The following is a 16,972-nucleotide window of genomic DNA, read 5'->3' as shown; positions in this document are numbered from 1 at the left end:
GTCATATCATATACGTTTTTATTGTCCATACATCTCGCATCAAGCATAAAGTGTTCCAATACACGCCTATCGGACATCTTGGCGGTTTAAACTTTGCTAATTTGGGAACATGCGGACATTCATTAATATATTTTGTTGATAACAGTTTTTTGCATGATAAATTTAGTGTATTCTATGGTTTTAGAATATATTGCTGAAATATGAAAATATAGTGTCATGGATGCAAACAGCTATTAGAATAGATAAATCATCTTGCGGAAATGATATGAAAATTGTAAGCAAAAGGTTGAGGCTAGATTAGCTTATGTTATGAAATAACTGTAGACTACTTGTTGTAAGTAAAACTGTGCTGTAATATTCCAAATCATTAATCCTGCTGTTTTTGTAGCGTAACCGAGGGTGTGTCAAAACTCATTTTTTGAAAACATGAACTTATAATTTGAAATTTGAGTATCCAAAAAGACTAAAGAAAGGACCGTATCATTACTCAATACAGAGTTTAATACGACCCTTTTAAATATTACAGTTATAATCTGTAACTTTGAGAAGTAGTCCTTTTAATTTTGACACACCCTCGGTTATTAATTATAAATAAGCGGCTATATTGAACCGTTAAGCAAACTTCTATGTCTGATGTAATTTGGCGTTGACAAAATAGACTTTAACTAGATGTTATGTTTTTTCTTTCGGTTATGTATTGTGTAGGTGTCATGCCCATCTCTGCCTGAAGCACTTTGCAAAATATTTTGGGTCAGAAAAGCCCGTGCGGTAGGCAACATCTGTTATGCTGATGTCTTCGCTGTCTATGATTCTGAGAGCCTGTCTTATTCTTATCTGTTTTATAAAGTCAGATGGTGAAAGGCCTGTGGTCTCTTTCATCTTGTTGTAGAAAGCCGTGCGGCTCATGTTGAAATTCCGTGCCAGCTCTTCAACCGGCATTCGGCTCTCGTCGATATGTTCAGTAATAACCTCTGTAAGTTTGGTTATAAATGTCATGTCTTCTGATTCCTTGTTGATTGTGGCCTGTGGCTGCTTTTTCATCTTTACGCTGTCAATGGCCATCAGCAGGCTGTATTTGTGTTGTATTATGTGGCGCATTCTGTTTAGGTATACTATTGCGAACACCATTGCCACTATTACGCATACAACAAAGGCAATCAGTGAAAGTTTGAACCATATGGTTTCTGTGAACAGTGGAACGACTTTCACTTGTATGCTTCTTCTTGCTTTTTCGTCTCCCCATGTTCCTGTTGTAGCTTCTACGTAAAGTTCATATTCTCCGGGTGTAAGGTTGCTGTAGTTTATCGAATGTTGGCCGTTTTCGGTGTAATTCCAACTGCGGTCGTACCCTTTAAGCATATAGCGGTATCTTGTGTCGGATATTCCGGTTATGTTGGGTGATGAAACATATAGTGAGAAACTCCTTTCCTGTGGCATAATAGTAAGCTGGGTGATGTCATTCAGCGGCTTCATGTTCATGTCGTTCTGATATTGTATGCCGGTGAATACAATATCGGCCGGCTTTTTTATGTAAGCTTCAAGTTTGTCTGGAAAGGTCATTGTGCCGCAGCTTGTACCTATAGTTATATATCCATCGGCTACAACCGGCTTTGCTTCAGAAAGATTAAAGTCTCCTATAAAGTTGCTGCTGTCATATATGCGGAATGTCTTTGACAAGGTATTGAACATTGAGATTGCTTTTTCTGATACAATATAGATGTTTCTGCCTGTTGTGGTGGCTGTGGTTATCTGGTCGGCTGTAGCCGATGTCGGCATCATATAGTTATTGAATTTTATATGACAGCTCAGAAGATTCTCTTGTGCTATTTCGCTTACACCACTTCCGTAGACGCAGACATAGATCTTTTTCCCTGCTTTTATAATACTCATTATGTCGTTGCCTTTCAGTCCATTTTTGTCTTTGCGGTATTTGTTTGTATAGAACAGGGCTATGTCTTTCTTTCTTACGTCAGCCGTAACCAAGCCCGTTGTCGTTCCAATTAGCAGTATGCCGGGTGTTGCTTCGATGATACACCTTATCCTGTCGGTAGAGTGTATGCCCCTGTATTTGTGGAAAATCCATCCTTCTGGCGTCTCCAACCCATGGATCAGCCCCTGTCCATATGAGCCGAGCCATACATTTCCTTTGCTGTCGTGACAGATGTCATATATGCTGTCGCTGCATAGCGAGCCTTTCTTACTTTTGTCGTGTGTCAAGTGTGTTATTCTGTAATGTGTCCTGCCATGCAGGCTTGTTGGTGTGAGTATGAACACACCGCTGCCTTTGGTGCCTATCCATATGCGTTGCTTGTTGTCTTTTTTTATGCAGTGTATGGGCGAATTGCATATCTGTTCAGGTTCAGCGCTTACGCTTCCGTCTTGCCGCAGATATGCAATATTTCCGTTTTGCTTGTTTTTTAGTATTATGTTTCCTGCTTTATCACCGCTCCACAAAGTTCCGTTCATGTCGTCATACAGGGCTTTTGTCTCGTTATTGCTGTAATTGTTGTCATGAACAAACAGTTTTTCATGGAATGTGATACAGGTCGTCTTATGCTCTCCGAGCAGCCAAAGGTTGCCATAACGGTCTGTCAGAAACTTTTTCAGATTTTTCATCTGAGGTGTTTGCTGTCTGTTATTTTCATAAAACTCTAACTCTTTCAGACTTTGGGTTTGCTCGTCAAAGTATGAAAGGATTCCTAATGGAGGCTTTACGAACAGATTATTCCTGCTGTCTTCAAATATAAGTTGTGGGTTTTTAATTTTTCCTGCTGACGTGGAGGGTTGCGTTTTCAGTATTTTTATGTTTTTTGATTTCAGGTCAGCCAGCATTACACCTGTATCGGAAAAAGCCCACAGTCTATCTTTCTTGTCTGCATAAAGATATTTTATACTTTCGTTGCCTTTTATGGAAAGATTTGTTACTATTGGTTTTTGCTTTTTGGTGTCAAATGCAAAGATGCCTTTGTCTGTGGCAATGGCTATCATGTTATTGCCGACAGTCTCTGCGTATTCGGTATTTATCTTATATCTGGTCAGTTTCCATTTTTTTATTGTCTGGTCTTTTTTTATGGCGGCAATGTGTCCTTCTGCTGATATCAGGTATGTGGTGTTATTTGAGCATACTATGTGCTTATATCTGCCGTTGACACATATTCCTGTGGTGAAGTTTATTGTTTTTTTGTCCGTTATTATCCATTCGTTGCCGTAGCTGTCGTATTTCACGCCTTCGGCCTTACATCCTTTAAGTATTCTGTTGTTGCTGTTTAAGAACACGTAGTCGTATTCCCAATTGTTGTCTGTAAGTCTCAGACACGATCCGTCTTTGAAGACAACCCATGAGGCATCGTGTTTCTTCGTCGTAATGGTTTTCACCCGTTTCCCCCTGATTTCTTTTATATATTTCTCAACGTCAGAAAATCTGTTGGTTGTAGTATTGAAACAGTTGAGTTTGTTGTTCGACGATATGCACCATATATTTCCTGCACTGTTTGCTTTTAGGTTGTATATACGGTTTGAAAATATTGTTCCGTCAGAGTTTAGAATAGGCTTGAATGTGAAAAAAGAGTATCCGTCAAATCTTACAAGTCCATTCCATGTCGCAAACCATAGAAACCCCATACGGTCTATAACTGCGTTTGATAGTCTGGCCTGCACCAGACCATTGTCTGTACTGAAGTTGTTTATTCGGCAAAAGAATTCTGCACCGCATTTTGCATGCGGAAAAGTTATCGCTAATATTATAGTCAGCAAGCGCAATATGTAGCGGCGCAGTGCTTTCATTTTTGTAGGTATTAGGTTCTTTAGCAGATTGCTTATTAAGGTTGTGTGTTTGTAAAGAATTGCTGTTATGCAATCTTATGGTATATATACCGGTGCTTTTAAATCATCCCTGCCTTGTGCAGCTCGGCAACGGTGGCTTCGAGTTCGGCATACCACTCCTCGCCGAAACGGCGTGTCAGCGGCTCTTTCAGAAATTTATACACGGGCAGTCCCAGTTCCTTTCCTTTGGCGCGTGCAGCCTCGCAGATGCTCCAGCGGTGATAGTTGAGGCCGGTCAGACCGTTGGAAAGTTTCTTTTCGCGGATAGGGTAGAGAGCGCAGCTTATGGGCTTACAGAACCCTGTCTTGCCGGCGCGGTGAGCCTTTTCTAAGGCGCACAGGCAGCAGCCGTTCTCGTAGCACGTAAACACGCAATCCTTGCCGTTGACTATGCTCGTTACGAGTTCGCCTTCCGGGTCGATGTCCGCCACGCCCTGCTGGTCTATCACGGCCTGCGCGTTGGCCGAAAGGTCGGTCCACACCGTGTCGAGCGAATCCTCAATGCCGCCTATCTCGTCCATCGTTACAGGCGCTCCGGCGTCGCCTTCAATGCAGCATTCGCCCTTGCAGGCATCGAGGTCGCAGCAGAACTGCTCTGTTATAATGTCGGGCGACACAAGTACGTCGCCCACCTGTATTATCGGTAAATCCATATTCGTTGTCTATTGTGATATAATGTCGTTTTTTCACCATTTTATCGGCTCCATGCCGTGCTGCTGCAGATACTGGTTGGTCAGGCTGAAGTGGTGGTTGCCGAACCATCCGCCGCGGTTGGCCGACAGCGGCGACGGGTGGACAGACTGCAGTATCAAGTGGCGCGAGTTGTCTATGAGCTGTGCCTTGCTGCGGGCATAACCGCCCCAGAGGATGAACACCAGGTTGTCGCGGTCTCTGCTCAGTGCGCTGATAGTAGCGTCGGTGAACTCCTCCCAGCCGCGCCGCTGGTGACTTCCGGCAGCATGTTCGCGCACGGTCAGCGTGGCGTTGAGCAGCAGCACGCCCTGCTGTGCCCAGCGTACAAGGCTTCCGCTTTGTGGCATCGGCGTGCCGAGGTCGTTCTCAATCTCTTTGAATATGTTGATAAGCGAGGGCGGAAACGGCACTCCGTCGCTCACCGAGAAGCACAGTCCCTCAGCCTGTCGCGGCTCGTGGTAGGGGTCTTGTCCGAGTATCACCACCTTAACCTTGTCGAACGGGCACAGGTTGAAGGCGTTGAAGATAAGTCGTCCCGGCGGATAGCACGTATGGTTGCGGTATTCGTCGTGTACAAAGTTGATAAGATTGGCAAAGTAAGGCTTTTCAAACTCACCGCCAATATGCTGTTTCCACGACTCTTCTATCTTTACGTCCATAATTCAAAGTGTAATTTTTTAACCAATGCAAAAATACATATTTTTCTTTGAAAGTCAAATTTTTGCGCCAATCTTTATGCCGTCGCCTTGCGCTCAGTTTGCCGTCATCGGCTCAGAAAATCAGCCTTGATGCATGTCATTGCTTGTTAACCTCGGTCCTTGCCTGGACTTGTTTTAGCTAAATGCGGTATAAAAAAGTTTTTTGCAGAAAACTCGTCACTCGTCACATCTCTATGTAAAGTGCTGTAAATGTGTTACTTATGGTGTGACGAGCTGAAAAGGCAACTCGTCACACGTCTGTTAAAACTCTGCTTGAAGTCAACCCGAATCAGACGTTTACAGTGGATTTTCTCTGAGTGTGATGAGTTGAAATTCCAACTCATCACGCTTTAATCACTTGTCATACAGAGAGATAAGACTAGATGTGACGAGTGATGAGTTTCTTATAAAAACTTTTTTATTTATATCTTTATCGTTAAACTTCTGATTTTGGTTGACCTGTAAGCAGATCTTCCATGATTAAAGTTGACTAGGGTAAAACTCACATCTGTTATCGTCCGAATTATGCTCTTCTAGTTATAATTTGCAATATGCCACCTTTTGCTTTCTGAAAAGCCACCTTTTACAGTGTAAAAGCATGCCTTTTGCATCATGAAAGGTATGCTTTTGCCGGCTTTTCAGGGTATATTCTTCTATTTCGTCTTTCTGATAAGGCCATTATAAAAGTAGAAGAATGTTTTATATGCCTAGGCGTTAGATATAGAATTTATGAACATAAAATCGTTTTTGATATGCTGCCGGTAATTATTTCTGTCAGGCCGTTGAAAGGGGAAGAACAAAATAAAGAAGCCGGAAACATCACGCTCCCGGCTTCTTCTCTAAATCTATTTTTTTACCGTTATCAAAGAAAAATAGTGCTATTTGAGAATTTTATTTGTATGGCCATTCTTGTATTTCACGATAAATATGCCGTGCTGCGGATTGGCTATGCGCTGTCCCGACAGATTGAAATATTCAGCCGGTTCGTTACAGCCGTTGTCTTCAGTAGTGTTTATTCCCGTTGTCTCTTTCTTTATCAGGTCTATGGCCGCCGAATTTTCCACGGCACAGTCGGTGGCGTCGTCGGGATTATAGTTGGCAAGTGCAGCCACAATCTTCATGTTGTTCTTCTTCCACGCCTTGTCGATGTCGAAGGTGTATGAGTATGTAAACGAATTGCCGTCCCACACTACAGGCTCACCCCATGTGCTGTTGTATCCGCGGATTACGTGCTGCTGATAGTATTGTCCTTCATATCCTTCCTGAAAAAGACTTTTAACCTCGTCTTCAGTAAGGTATACTGTCAGATGTGGCATTGCGCATATTAGGTTGTTGTTTTTAAGGCAGGTAACATTTGCCGTAACAGTAGTAGAGTCGGTATTGAATTCATACGTTATGCCTACAACAGCATTTGCCGTCAGCTCCATCTCAGTGTTGATATACGACGTGATGTCGTCAGGGCTTTGCGGCAGATAAACGGCGGTCTTGCTGCCGGCAGAGTTGCCCGTTTCATGATACGGCTGCCTGTTTATCATCATAGCCGGAGTATAGCAGTTGGATCCGTTGTTGAACAGCCAGAGCATCTCTTCGTCGCAGGGCAGGGTAAACTCGTCGGTATAGTAGCCGGCATGATGGCACACGGCGAACACCCTGTCGCTGTAGTCGCTGCTCGAGTTCATTGCCGTATGCAGATAGCCTGCCACTCTCGGACAGTTACTACATTTCTCTGTCGTAAACTCCTCTATGAGAACGTTTTTCAGATAAGTACACACCGCTTCAACCATGTTGTTGGTGCTGTTTTCGTCTGTGCCGTTGTCAATGCTCTCAATCTCGATGCTCCAGCTCGCCTGGCTGTCGGTGTAGATGCCCGGGTCGATGACGAACGAGCACGACGTGCTTGACGTAGGCCCAATGGGCGTGTCGATGTGTGTCCGGCAGACAGTTTCGCCTGTGGTGCATTTTATGGTAAATCCGTTTACAGCCTCTATGCCGTAGTTGTGTATGGTGGCATTCACTTTCAGGGCGTTCACTCCGCTCTGTGGCCATGGACTTATTGTGGCAGATAGCAGTCCGAGGTCTTGCTTAGGCAGTGAGCTGCCCGTTATAATTGCCTCCATGCTGATAACGCCCTTGTTGCTTATGTCCTGCCATTGAGCGTCGCCCATCTTGAGATATGACGTGCCTGCCACGGGTTCGCCAACGATAGAAACTGCCACTACGTTGGCTCTCTGATGGAAAGAATAGCCGATGTATATGTCGCCGGCATTCTCGGTTATCTCATACGGTTCGGTCAGCTCCACTTCGTTCCATCCCTTGCTTACGGCCGGAGTAGAAGATCGTGTTATGTATCCCTCGGCTATGTTGTCGCCTTCGAGCTCGGTGCGTATCCATACCTTCAGCGTGTCGATGTTTATGCGGTTAAGCAGTGCTGCGCGTATAGACGAAATGCTGTTGCCCTTGTATGCGTCGAGGGCGGATGACGGCAGTTTAGTTGCGCACGACACCCATCCTTTGCCGTTCAGCTGTATGTCGCCCTCATCGGCCATCTGACCGTTGCAGAAACCCATGCTTACCGTTCCTGACTGTGCCATTGCGCCTATGCTGAGCAGCAATGCAAGTATTATTGTTGACAGTTTTTGCATAACTCTAAATATTTTTTATTTCACAACTTTCTTTCCATTAATGATGTACACTCCATGAGGCAACGCTCCTGCAGGCATTCTGCGTCCGCTGAGGTCGTACACTTCAGTCTTGCCTGCGGCAGAATCGTCCACAGCCTGACTTATGCCTGTGCTGTTGGGCAGTGTCAGCGCACATTCGTCAGAGCTGATGCTCAGTTCGCCGTTCTGTGCTGCACGTATTATGAAGCTGTATGTTGCTCCCGGATTCAGCCCTTTTACGTCGTAGCTTAGCACGTTGCCTACAGACAGTCCGTCGTATCCGCTTACCGGTGTGCGCTCCACCACCTTGCCTTCAGCCACGACATCGTCGATAACTACAAAGCCCGAAGTGCGTCCGTAGCGCAGGCGCACCTGCTTGCACTCGTCTAAGCTTACCCGCTCAGTGGCTCCGTCTACTGATGGACTTATGACACTCACCTCAGTCCATACTCCGTCGCCCTGGTTGGCCTCTACATATATCTTTTCTGTGTTGCTCTTTGCGCGGCACCAGAAACTAAGGTTGCTGATGAGCATCTCGTCGTATGCAATCACGAGATAGTCGCCGTCTGACGAGAGACGCAGCGACGGTGCCTTTTCGCCGTAGTAGCCCGAAACCGAGTAGAACATGCTGCTCGTTGAAGTCCATGTGTCAGGCATGCCTTCAGCCTTGTTGCTGAAGTCGTATCCCTTTGCCGAGAGTTCATCGGAATAGCCATGTTTCATTACCGTCAGACGATAGTCGTCGGCATCGCGCACGGCTTCCCATTTAGCCTTAAATCCCGTTTCAGTGACATCTGTTGCGGCTAAGCCTGCAGGTTTGCGCTTGGCGAAGGTCAGATCGAGAGTCTGCACTGGAGCATTCTTTTCTTCAGACATATAGCTGCCAAGTCCGGCGCTTACGGCTACGACATAGTCGGTAAGCGGCACAAGACCGTCTATCTTTATCGTCTCAGGCGATGTGTAACGCTTATGGTCAAAGTCACCGATATATTGGCGCTGGCTGTTGCCGTCGGTGCAATACACGCTTACTTCATAATATTTGGCGTGTTCGACAGCCGCCCATGAGAACACGAAGCTGCTGTCGGCTATGTCTGTCACGTCTACTGTAGCCGGTGCAGGCATGCTGAATGACGTTCCGGCAAGCAGCAGTTGGACTGTGTCGCCGTTGAGCGTGACGTCATCAAACGATACAAGGCTTGCGCCGTCCCACGATGTGAGTTCATACTGTGTTATTCCTGCAAAACCTGGGAAGGTGTCGCCCGAGCGTGTCGCTTCTGACAGTATTCCGTCAGCTTCAACAATGTCTACGCGCTGATGCTGCGGGTCTATGTTTACGATGTTGTTCTCCCATGCGTCTTTGTCCTGATCTATGTGCCATACAAGCATGCCTTGTCCCGGCAGGTATGTGTCGAATCCGCTTTGTATGCGGTTCTCAAGCACGAAAAACTCGTTGTCCTTTCCCGGAACGTTCACACGGAAAGCCTTGTTTGACGATGCCAGGTTTGGAATCATCGTTATGCTGTCGGCGTTGTTGTCCAGTATGTCATAGTCGAGCCATGCCAGTTCGGCACGCTCAAACGCAGAGAAGAGCGGCGGCGTGTGCATGTTGTTGTTGTATGAGCCTGAGGCCATGGTGTCGTAGGCTCCGAGCCCGAAGGTGAAGTAACCATATGAAGTATCGTAGTGGTCAACCAGTCCGAGCACGTGGCCGAACTCATGGACAAATGTGCCTATGCCTGAAGGCTGCAGATCGCCAACTGCACTATAGCGCAACTCGTTGCTGCAGGCGTAATGGCCTATCACTTTGTCGTCGTAGACGAGCTTCATCTCCCATGCTTCCTCAACGATGGCAGAGTGAGGCCATATAAGTTCTGTTCCGTTAGGGTCGTCGGCCTGTCCGCCGCCGGCATAGAAGAAATATATGTTGTCGACATATCCGTCGCCATTGGTGTCGTATTCGGAGAAGTCCACTTCATCGTCAACAAGCTCGCATGCTTCTTTTATAGCTTCGCCCATTCTGAAGTCCTGTCCCTCATCGTCAGAACCGTAATAGGTGGCTTTGTTTGATAGCGTCACCGGACCAACCACAGTGAAGTCGGGGTCAAACAGCCTGTTAGAGCTTTGCAGATAAAAGTCGCGTGCGCTGCCGTTTGCTCCGTTGCTCCACGTGAAGCCTTCCTTGTTGAGCATGTCATCATAAAACTGATGAGGATTGTCTATAGACGAGAACTTGACGTCGCTGAACTGAATCAGTATGACAAGAGACTTCTGGCGTCCTATTGTGGGGAAGTCGCTAATAAGATAGTCGCTTCGCTTAGGTGCCTTTCTCATTCCGCTGCCGGCTGTCGCGCGGCTAAATGCGTCAATATTTATAGAAGCCAGATATTTCTTGGCTTCTGTCTTTCTCATGTCCTTGTCTGCAGCAGCCAGACCGCTTCCTGTTATTTTGCTGCCGTCGAGTCTGGCATATTCATAGGTTTTGGTCTTAAGGTTGAAAAACAGAGGATATCCGTCTTCGGTGAACAGCAGATGGCGATGCTCGTCGCCCCGCATAAGCACCGTAAGACTTGTGCCGTCGGGCTGAATCACTTTCTTTGGCGTAGGGTCAGCCGGTATGGCTTTAGTGCTGCAGATGCCGCATAATAGAATGGCTATTGAGATAAAAAGTCGTTTCATGCTTAATGTCTTTATATATAAAAACAAAGAAGCCGTAAGGGGCCGGCATGACACTTGGCTTGCCGTGCCAGCCCCGTGGCTTCTGTTATTCTAACTTATTATTTAACAATCAGCTTATATGGCTTGTTGCTTACCATAACCACATAAACACCTTTTGCTACCTGATAAGTTGCCGTCTCGCCTGCAACGCTGCCTGCAACCTTCTGTCCGTTGAGAGTGAACACCTCAACATTCTGTCCGATAGCATTCTTTACTATGATGCAGCCGTTGTCAGCCATAACCTTCACGTCAGATGTCTGCAGGTCAGCGATACCGGTTGTTACCGATACAGTGTTAGACAGGTCTGATTCGCCAAGGTCGTAAACTGCGCTTACTGCGTAGGTTCCGTTGGCTGTGGCCTTTGCGCTGTTTGTAGCAACGAGGCTGTTAACGGCATTGTCGAGATACAGCTTGTAGCCTTTCAGTACAGGTGACTTTGCTTCTGTGTAGGCAATGTTGTCTATCATGATGCCGAAGCCGTCAAGGATAGTGTGTATTGCCACATACTTAGCGTCAGCCGGGAGCGTTACCTTTACTTCCTTCCATGTACTTATTGTAGGATATTCAACCACAGTAATCTTATTGGTGAACGATTCGGGCTTGTCGTCTGTCGAAGATGTCAGAATCTCGATAGAACTTGTAGCGTCATTAGAGAGAGTCATGAACGAAATTTCTGTGCCGCCCTTAATCTCAGGTGAGATAAACCAGTCGTCGTCAGGATTGTTGTTAGGACGTCCTTCGGCGTCGGCACCATAGTTGCCCCAGTGAATCAGACACTTTTCTCCTTCATACGGAGTCCATACTGCTGCGTCGGGACATCCGGCTTCCTTAGTGCTCCATGTCATCCATGCCAGAGGCTGGTTAGCATAAGGCCAATAGTTGCCGTAATACTGTATGAATGTTGTTGACAGGTTGCCGTCTTTGTCAACAGTCTTCCATCCTGCAATCTCATTTGTGGCGAATGCCGGCAGGCTCTCGAAGTCGAGCATAACCTCGCGTCCGTCCATTGCTTCAGGTGCGGTCCATGCCAGTTCGTCGTCATTGCTGAGTGTCAGTGAGGTAGGAGCGGGCAGATTCATGCTGCGCGGGTCGAGTTCTACGTCGCTGCTAAGGTTGTTCTCTTCGTTCTGGTCGCCGTCATACAGCACTTGTGCGTTGTAGAGTATGTTCTTCTTCGCCGCTGTTATAGGCAGAGTGAACGTGAATGTGCGTGATGCTCCTGCTGCCAGGGCCTCTTCCGGATCTACTTCGTCTATGGTCATGTCGTCGACATTGAACAGTACAGAGTAGCCTGTGGCTTCGTCTGCACCCTTGTTTACAACGGTTACGCTGATGGTTGCAGTGTCGCCCACTACCGGCATGTAAGGCTGTGTTATACCTGTCACGGCGAGGTCTTTGCCGGATGCCTCGTAGATGCTCCAGTTGTCTGCGAATATTCTTACGGCCGGATTAGGCATATATCCATAGAGTGATATCTGTGCTTTCTTGCCGTTAAGGGCTGAGAGGTCAACGATGTGCTCCTGCCATCCGTTGTTGCCGGTAAGATTAATCTCTTCGCTGATGTCGACATAGTTTTTGCTTCCGTCAGTTGAAGCCATAACTTTAATATATGCTGTTTCAGGCATTGCGTCAGAGTGGTGCAGCCAGAATGAGAACATAGGCTTCTCTGTCTTCTCGAAGTCGATTATCGGAGAGATGAAATATGCAGAACCTTCTGATGAACCGGTGTTGAGACACAGCAGCTGTGCGCCGTCCTGTCCATATGGCTGAATCTTTGTATTGTAATAACCAGGATCGATGGTCCATGCCTGATTGTTTATACCTGCGCCGATGAGGTATGGTGCATGGTCTACTCCGGCTTCGGCAAAGGCCTCATTGTATGGCAGTGTGTACGGTGTACCCATCACCAGTCCTGAACGCACGTAGTCAGATTCACCTTCGTCGTTAGAAACTGTTACGCCGAATATATACTGGTCTTGTGCGTCAGAAGCGTCCATAATCTGTATTTCAACTTCGCTTTCGCCTGTGGTTTCGCCAAGTTTTGTATAATTTGGCCAGTCGTTCACGTCATATTTATAGATAGTATATTTGAAGTTTGCCGGATCAACATATCCTCCGTGTACGCCTTCTGTCGGATTCGTCCATGACAATATGGCAATGTTCTGTTCTTCACCCCATTTGGTTGTCAGGTCTGATATCGTTTTTGGTACGTCAGGACCAACATATTTTGTTATGTCCATAGGTCTTCCTTCGCCATTAGCGTTGGCTGCAACGATTGAGAATGTGTTGAAGCCTTTGGCTGCCTTAACCTGCAATGTAATCTGTTCGCCTGGACGTATGTCAGTCTTGGTGGCAAGAGCATTTCCCTTAAGATCGTATATAGTTACCTTTGTGAGTTCTGAAATCTGTTTGCCGTCGATGCTCTTTGAAGGCAATGTGAACGTGAATGTTCCGCCTAAAGCACCAACTGCGTCTGGAACGAAGTTAACGGCAGATACTGTATCAGGAGCTTCTACTGAAGCGATGGCTTTCACAATGAATGTGTCAATAGATACCGGGCTGCTTCCTGTTCCGTAATCATGCAGACCGAAATTGTAGTAGCCGTCTTCAGTTGGGGTGATATAATAACGTTTTGTTTCAGTACCTTCAGTTGCAAAGTTATACAGGTCGTCTATTACAATGTTCTGTGACTCAACAGTGTTACTATTGCCCATTGTCGTTTTCAGACTTGCTGTTTCATACGAAACACTTAGCTGATAAGACAGCATATATAAAGAATCGGTCTTCAGGTCAAATGCGGGTGATATTATCCAGTCGTCACATCCGTTGCGACCGCTGCAAGTTAATAGTCCATAGATATTGTTGTATTGCCATGTCAGGGCTGTTCCGTCGTTGTTCAAGTTGTATATAGCCCATCCGTCGATGTCAGACATATCAGAGAATGTGTTGACATAAGGTATAGGCATATATAGTCCTGCCGTTATGCTGTTTGTTACGGTTCCGCGGTTTACGTTGCCATGGCTTTTTGCATAAATGGTATATGTGTGAGTGAGTATTTCTTTCGGCATGTCTGTGTCAACGGCAGTTGTCTCGGTTATGTCCTCGGCAATAGTCTTTCCGTCGACATTGCGTACAACTGTATATGATATGTCAGATTTGTCAAAGATACTTCCGAAGTCGTCATACAATCCCTTTTCGGGAGCTTCCCATGTTATTGTTGCCTGTTGATTCTCTATTGTGAGAGTAGGATTTGCTACATCTGCAGGTGCATCGTATCCGCATACTATAGTCTTTGAGAATCTGCCTCCACTAACTTCGCTGTACAGCGGATATACCTGTACCGTAACGATATGCATGCCTGAAGAAAGACCTTCCATGCTGCAGCTGACTTTGCTGCCTAATGTGGGCTGTGAGGGAACGCCTGTTGGATTTACGCTGGCTCCGTCAACATAGAAGTAAAGGCGTACTTTGTCTGATGCCCATTGCGGTATTTCAATATTTTCCCCACCGTTGACAGTTGACGGTATTGTGAACGATATATTTGCGTCGTTACTGCCTTCTGCAACGGATACAACTAAGTCACTGATGTCGTCCAACTGTAATTTAGAGAAAGTCGTCTCTGCTTCTGGCCTTTTATAAAAATAGGTGAAGCCTGTAGGAGTTTTTTCTACTAATACGGTTTTACATGTATCTTCTTTTGATCCATATGGCACAAATGGACTGACTTTATAGTAAACTGTTCCGTAGTTGAAGTCATAATGGTTTACGAGCAAACTTCCTTCTGCAACGTTGTATATCATTGGCTGTTGGCCATAGACATATTGATTTGGCATTTTGGTCCGGCCAATAATGGTTGTCTTGCACGTTACCGGATCTATTTTAGCCATGTAGATACTGTCGTCGGCGAGTTGTACGAATAACGAACCATAGCCAGCTACAAATCCTTTGGGATTATAGTTACCCGATGTCTTGTAAGCACGGTATGAACCTAAGAAACCAACTCGCTGAAGGCGGCATGTTGCCGTGTCTAATATATTAAGATAGTAGTCTGTTCCGCCGTATCCCTGATCTCTAACGTTTTCCATTGAAATTGCGAAAACAACGTCACGCTGATCGTCGTATGACATCATGTATGGCACATAGCTTGAGTTGCCGTTAGCGTTGGTAAATGTCTTTTTGCTCAGTAATTCAAGAGTGTTGGCATCATATACAGTTCTGACTATTGTGTTGTAGTTGCCTGTGGCACCATCTTGAATGGGCAAGAAACAATACAATTTGCCTTTTGACGTATATGAGTAAGGTGAAAGACCTGAATCAGACGACACTGTGTCGCATGCAAATGGTGTTAGGTTAAAGTTTACCATGCCGCCTGTTGCATTTCCGTTTTCATCTAATCCGGCTCCGGAATTGAATCCTGTATATGTATATAGGATTTCGCTTTCTGCCTTGGCAGATGTCTTGTAGGGTATTGGTGCAATTAATGTAGGTACGTTACCTTTTTCTTTTATAAATCTTGAGTAGACTGTTTTTTCATCAAAAGTCTGTAATGGCCACGGACTCTTATAGTCAGTTGACATGCTTTCTGCTTTGGCTTTGGCCGGTCCTGCCTTCTGCATTTGTCCGGCATCGCTCTTTGCTGCTTTGTTCATTTCAGGCAGTTTCATTACAACCTGCGCCTCTGTTGGCGTCCAACAGAACAATAATGCCGCTGAAGCTACAAAATAATGGATAAATCTTTTCATAAGCATCATATTTATATTTGTTAAACTTAAAACGCATGACAAAAATATTATTTTATCTATAAAAAACGGGATTTTATGTTCCGACTTGTTTTTAAATTCTTGAATTTAAATAAAAAACCTAACTAAAACGGCTAAAAATGTATATTTATGTTATCATTATTGATGATTTTGTTGCTTTATCTAAAACTGTTATTGTTTTATATTTTTCACGTTTAAGTCATATTATTTTGTATCTTTGCATGTGTTAATCTGTATCACGGCTCAAGAATCAGGTTTGTCTGATGATTCTGCTGAGAATTTGAATTACCCCATTTATTAAAAAATATAATTTTTGATGAAATTACAAGTCTTGTTGCTGCTGTTGTTTTCTTTTGTCTTTACGTTGCCGTCTTTTGCTTCTAAAGAAAAGTCGGACAGTGCTGTTGTGCTGAAGACCAAAGGTGATGTGTTCTATTATACCGGACGTTTTCCTGAAGCTTTGGATTATTATACTCGTGGACTAGACAAAGCAGAGACTGAAAAGAACAGACGCGTATACAATGCATGCATAGGATGTATAGGAAATATTTATGCAAGCATAGGCGACTATAATCGCTGTCTGCATTATTATCAACGGGGATATAAGGCGGCTGTAGAGGATAATGATACAGATATGCAGTTTAGTTTCTTATCTAATATTCTTGCCTGTTATTGTTTCATGAAGGATATAAAGAAGGCAAAGGCTTATTTCAGACTTTTGATGCAACTTCCTGTAAGTGATCAGCAAAAGCGTCAATATTACTGCTTATATAATCAGGGATTTATAGCACAGACTGCAGGTGATTATGTAATGGCTGAATATTATCATCTTAAGGCTTTTGAGTATGCTAAAGAAAGAAATATGCCTGCTATGTATATTCAGGCACAATATATGGAACTTGGCAATATTGCATTGAGGCGCAAAAATCCCCAAAAGGCCATATCTTATTTTAAGAAAGGCTACCAGATGACATTGAAGATGGACAATTCAGACAAAATGTCGAGAGTGTATAAAAGTCTCAGCGAGGCTTATGCTAGTGCTGGACAGGCAGATTCGGCTGCCAAATATAAGGCGATGTATCTTGAATTGTCTGATTCGGCATTCAACAAGAGTCAGTTTTACATCTCAGGCAGTAAGTTGTTCAATTATGAAAACACAGTTAATCAAAAGATGATTGACTCGCTCACAACGCGCAACACCACGCAGCTTGTGGTTATCATCGTGTTTGTCATCATGCTTATTGTGCTTACCGTGCTGTATCGTATGCTGAGGCTGAAGAACCGCAAGCTTACCGACGCACAGATGCTGCTCGTAAGTAAGAACGAGGAACTGATGAAGTCTGATAAGCAGAGCCGACTTCTGCTCGAGCAATATGCCAAGGCTGTAAACACTGTGCACGAGGACGATGTGCCCGATGCTGCCGGTGAGGCAGGGCAGGAGAGTGCAGGTGACATGGAAGGTGAGGCTGAAGATGCTGACGAAAAGGCCGACGAGGCTGATAAGAAAGAGCGCACGGCTGCAGCGCTGCTGAGCGAGGAGCAGAAGAACCTGCTGCTGAACAAGATTAACACCGTGATGGCAGACATGAGCGTGATATCGCGCTCCGACTTCAATCTTAACACA

At 45.2% G+C, this 16,972-nt stretch carries 7 protein-coding genes; 1 reads left to right on the top strand and 6 read right to left on the bottom strand.

All coding sequences use genetic code 11. The features are described from left to right. Positions 1-708 precede the first annotated feature (708 nt). The 6 genes from EJL04_RS16060 to EJL04_RS16035 all read right to left on the bottom strand — a co-directional run bounded on the left by EJL04_RS16060 (position 709) and on the right by EJL04_RS16035 (position 15,330). Positions 709-3,783, bottom strand: coding sequence for a two-component regulator propeller domain-containing protein (locus EJL04_RS16060; RefSeq protein WP_125105658.1), 3,075 nt, complete (start codon positions 3,781-3,783; stop codon positions 709-711). A 98-nt stretch (positions 3,784-3,881) separates the two neighbouring features. Next, positions 3,882-4,475: a DUF3109 family protein gene (locus EJL04_RS16055; protein WP_125105657.1), complete on the bottom strand. Its 594-nt coding sequence runs from the start codon at positions 4,473-4,475 to the stop codon at positions 3,882-3,884. Positions 4,476-4,508: 33 nt separating this feature from the next. Next, positions 4,509-5,174, bottom strand: a complete 666-nt coding sequence (gene ung / locus EJL04_RS16050) for a uracil-DNA glycosylase (protein ID WP_021855918.1) — start codon at positions 5,172-5,174, stop codon at positions 4,509-4,511. Positions 5,175-6,091: 917 nt separating this feature from the next. Then, positions 6,092-7,855: an Omp28-related outer membrane protein gene (locus EJL04_RS16045; protein WP_125105656.1), complete on the bottom strand. Its 1,764-nt coding sequence runs from the start codon at positions 7,853-7,855 to the stop codon at positions 6,092-6,094. A gap of 15 nt (positions 7,856-7,870) precedes the next feature. Next, on the bottom strand, positions 7,871-10,549 hold the full coding sequence (locus EJL04_RS16040; RefSeq protein WP_125105655.1) for a M6 family metalloprotease domain-containing protein: 2,679 nt from the start codon (positions 10,547-10,549) through the stop codon (positions 7,871-7,873). Between the two features lie 98 nt (positions 10,550-10,647). Next, positions 10,648-15,330 carry a choice-of-anchor J domain-containing protein gene (locus EJL04_RS16035; RefSeq protein WP_164511808.1) on the bottom strand — a complete coding sequence of 1,561 codons (4,683 nt, stop codon included), beginning with the start codon at positions 15,328-15,330 and terminating at the stop codon, positions 10,648-10,650. Between the two features lie 334 nt (positions 15,331-15,664). On the opposite strand from EJL04_RS16035, the gene EJL04_RS16030 reads away from it, so the two are divergent. After that, positions 15,665-16,972: tetratricopeptide repeat protein (locus EJL04_RS16030; RefSeq protein WP_164511807.1), on the top strand; the 1,308-nt coding region annotated here is incomplete at its 3' end.

It is taken from the genome of Prevotella marseillensis (assembly GCF_900625065.1).
In the GTDB taxonomy this organism is placed as follows: Bacteria; Bacteroidota; Bacteroidia; order Bacteroidales; family Bacteroidaceae; genus Prevotella; species Prevotella rara.
This window is presented reverse-complemented; position numbering and strand designations above follow the sequence as displayed.

Coding starts and splice junctions, on each gene's coding strand:
- EJL04_RS16060 (WP_125105658.1), bottom strand. CDS start 3,783: ATGAAAGCACTGCGCCGCTACATATTGCGCTTGCTGACTATAATATTA.
- EJL04_RS16055 (WP_125105657.1), bottom strand. CDS start 4,475: ATGGATTTACCGATAATACAGGTGGGCGACGTACTTGTGTCGCCCGAC.
- ung (WP_021855918.1), bottom strand. CDS start 5,174: ATGGACGTAAAGATAGAAGAGTCGTGGAAACAGCATATTGGCGGTGAG.
- EJL04_RS16045 (WP_125105656.1), bottom strand. CDS start 7,855: ATGCAAAAACTGTCAACAATAATACTTGCATTGCTGCTCAGCATAGGC.
- EJL04_RS16040 (WP_125105655.1), bottom strand. CDS start 10,549: ATGAAACGACTTTTTATCTCAATAGCCATTCTATTATGCGGCATCTGC.
- EJL04_RS16035 (WP_164511808.1), bottom strand. CDS start 15,330: ATGAAAAGATTTATCCATTATTTTGTAGCTTCAGCGGCATTATTGTTC.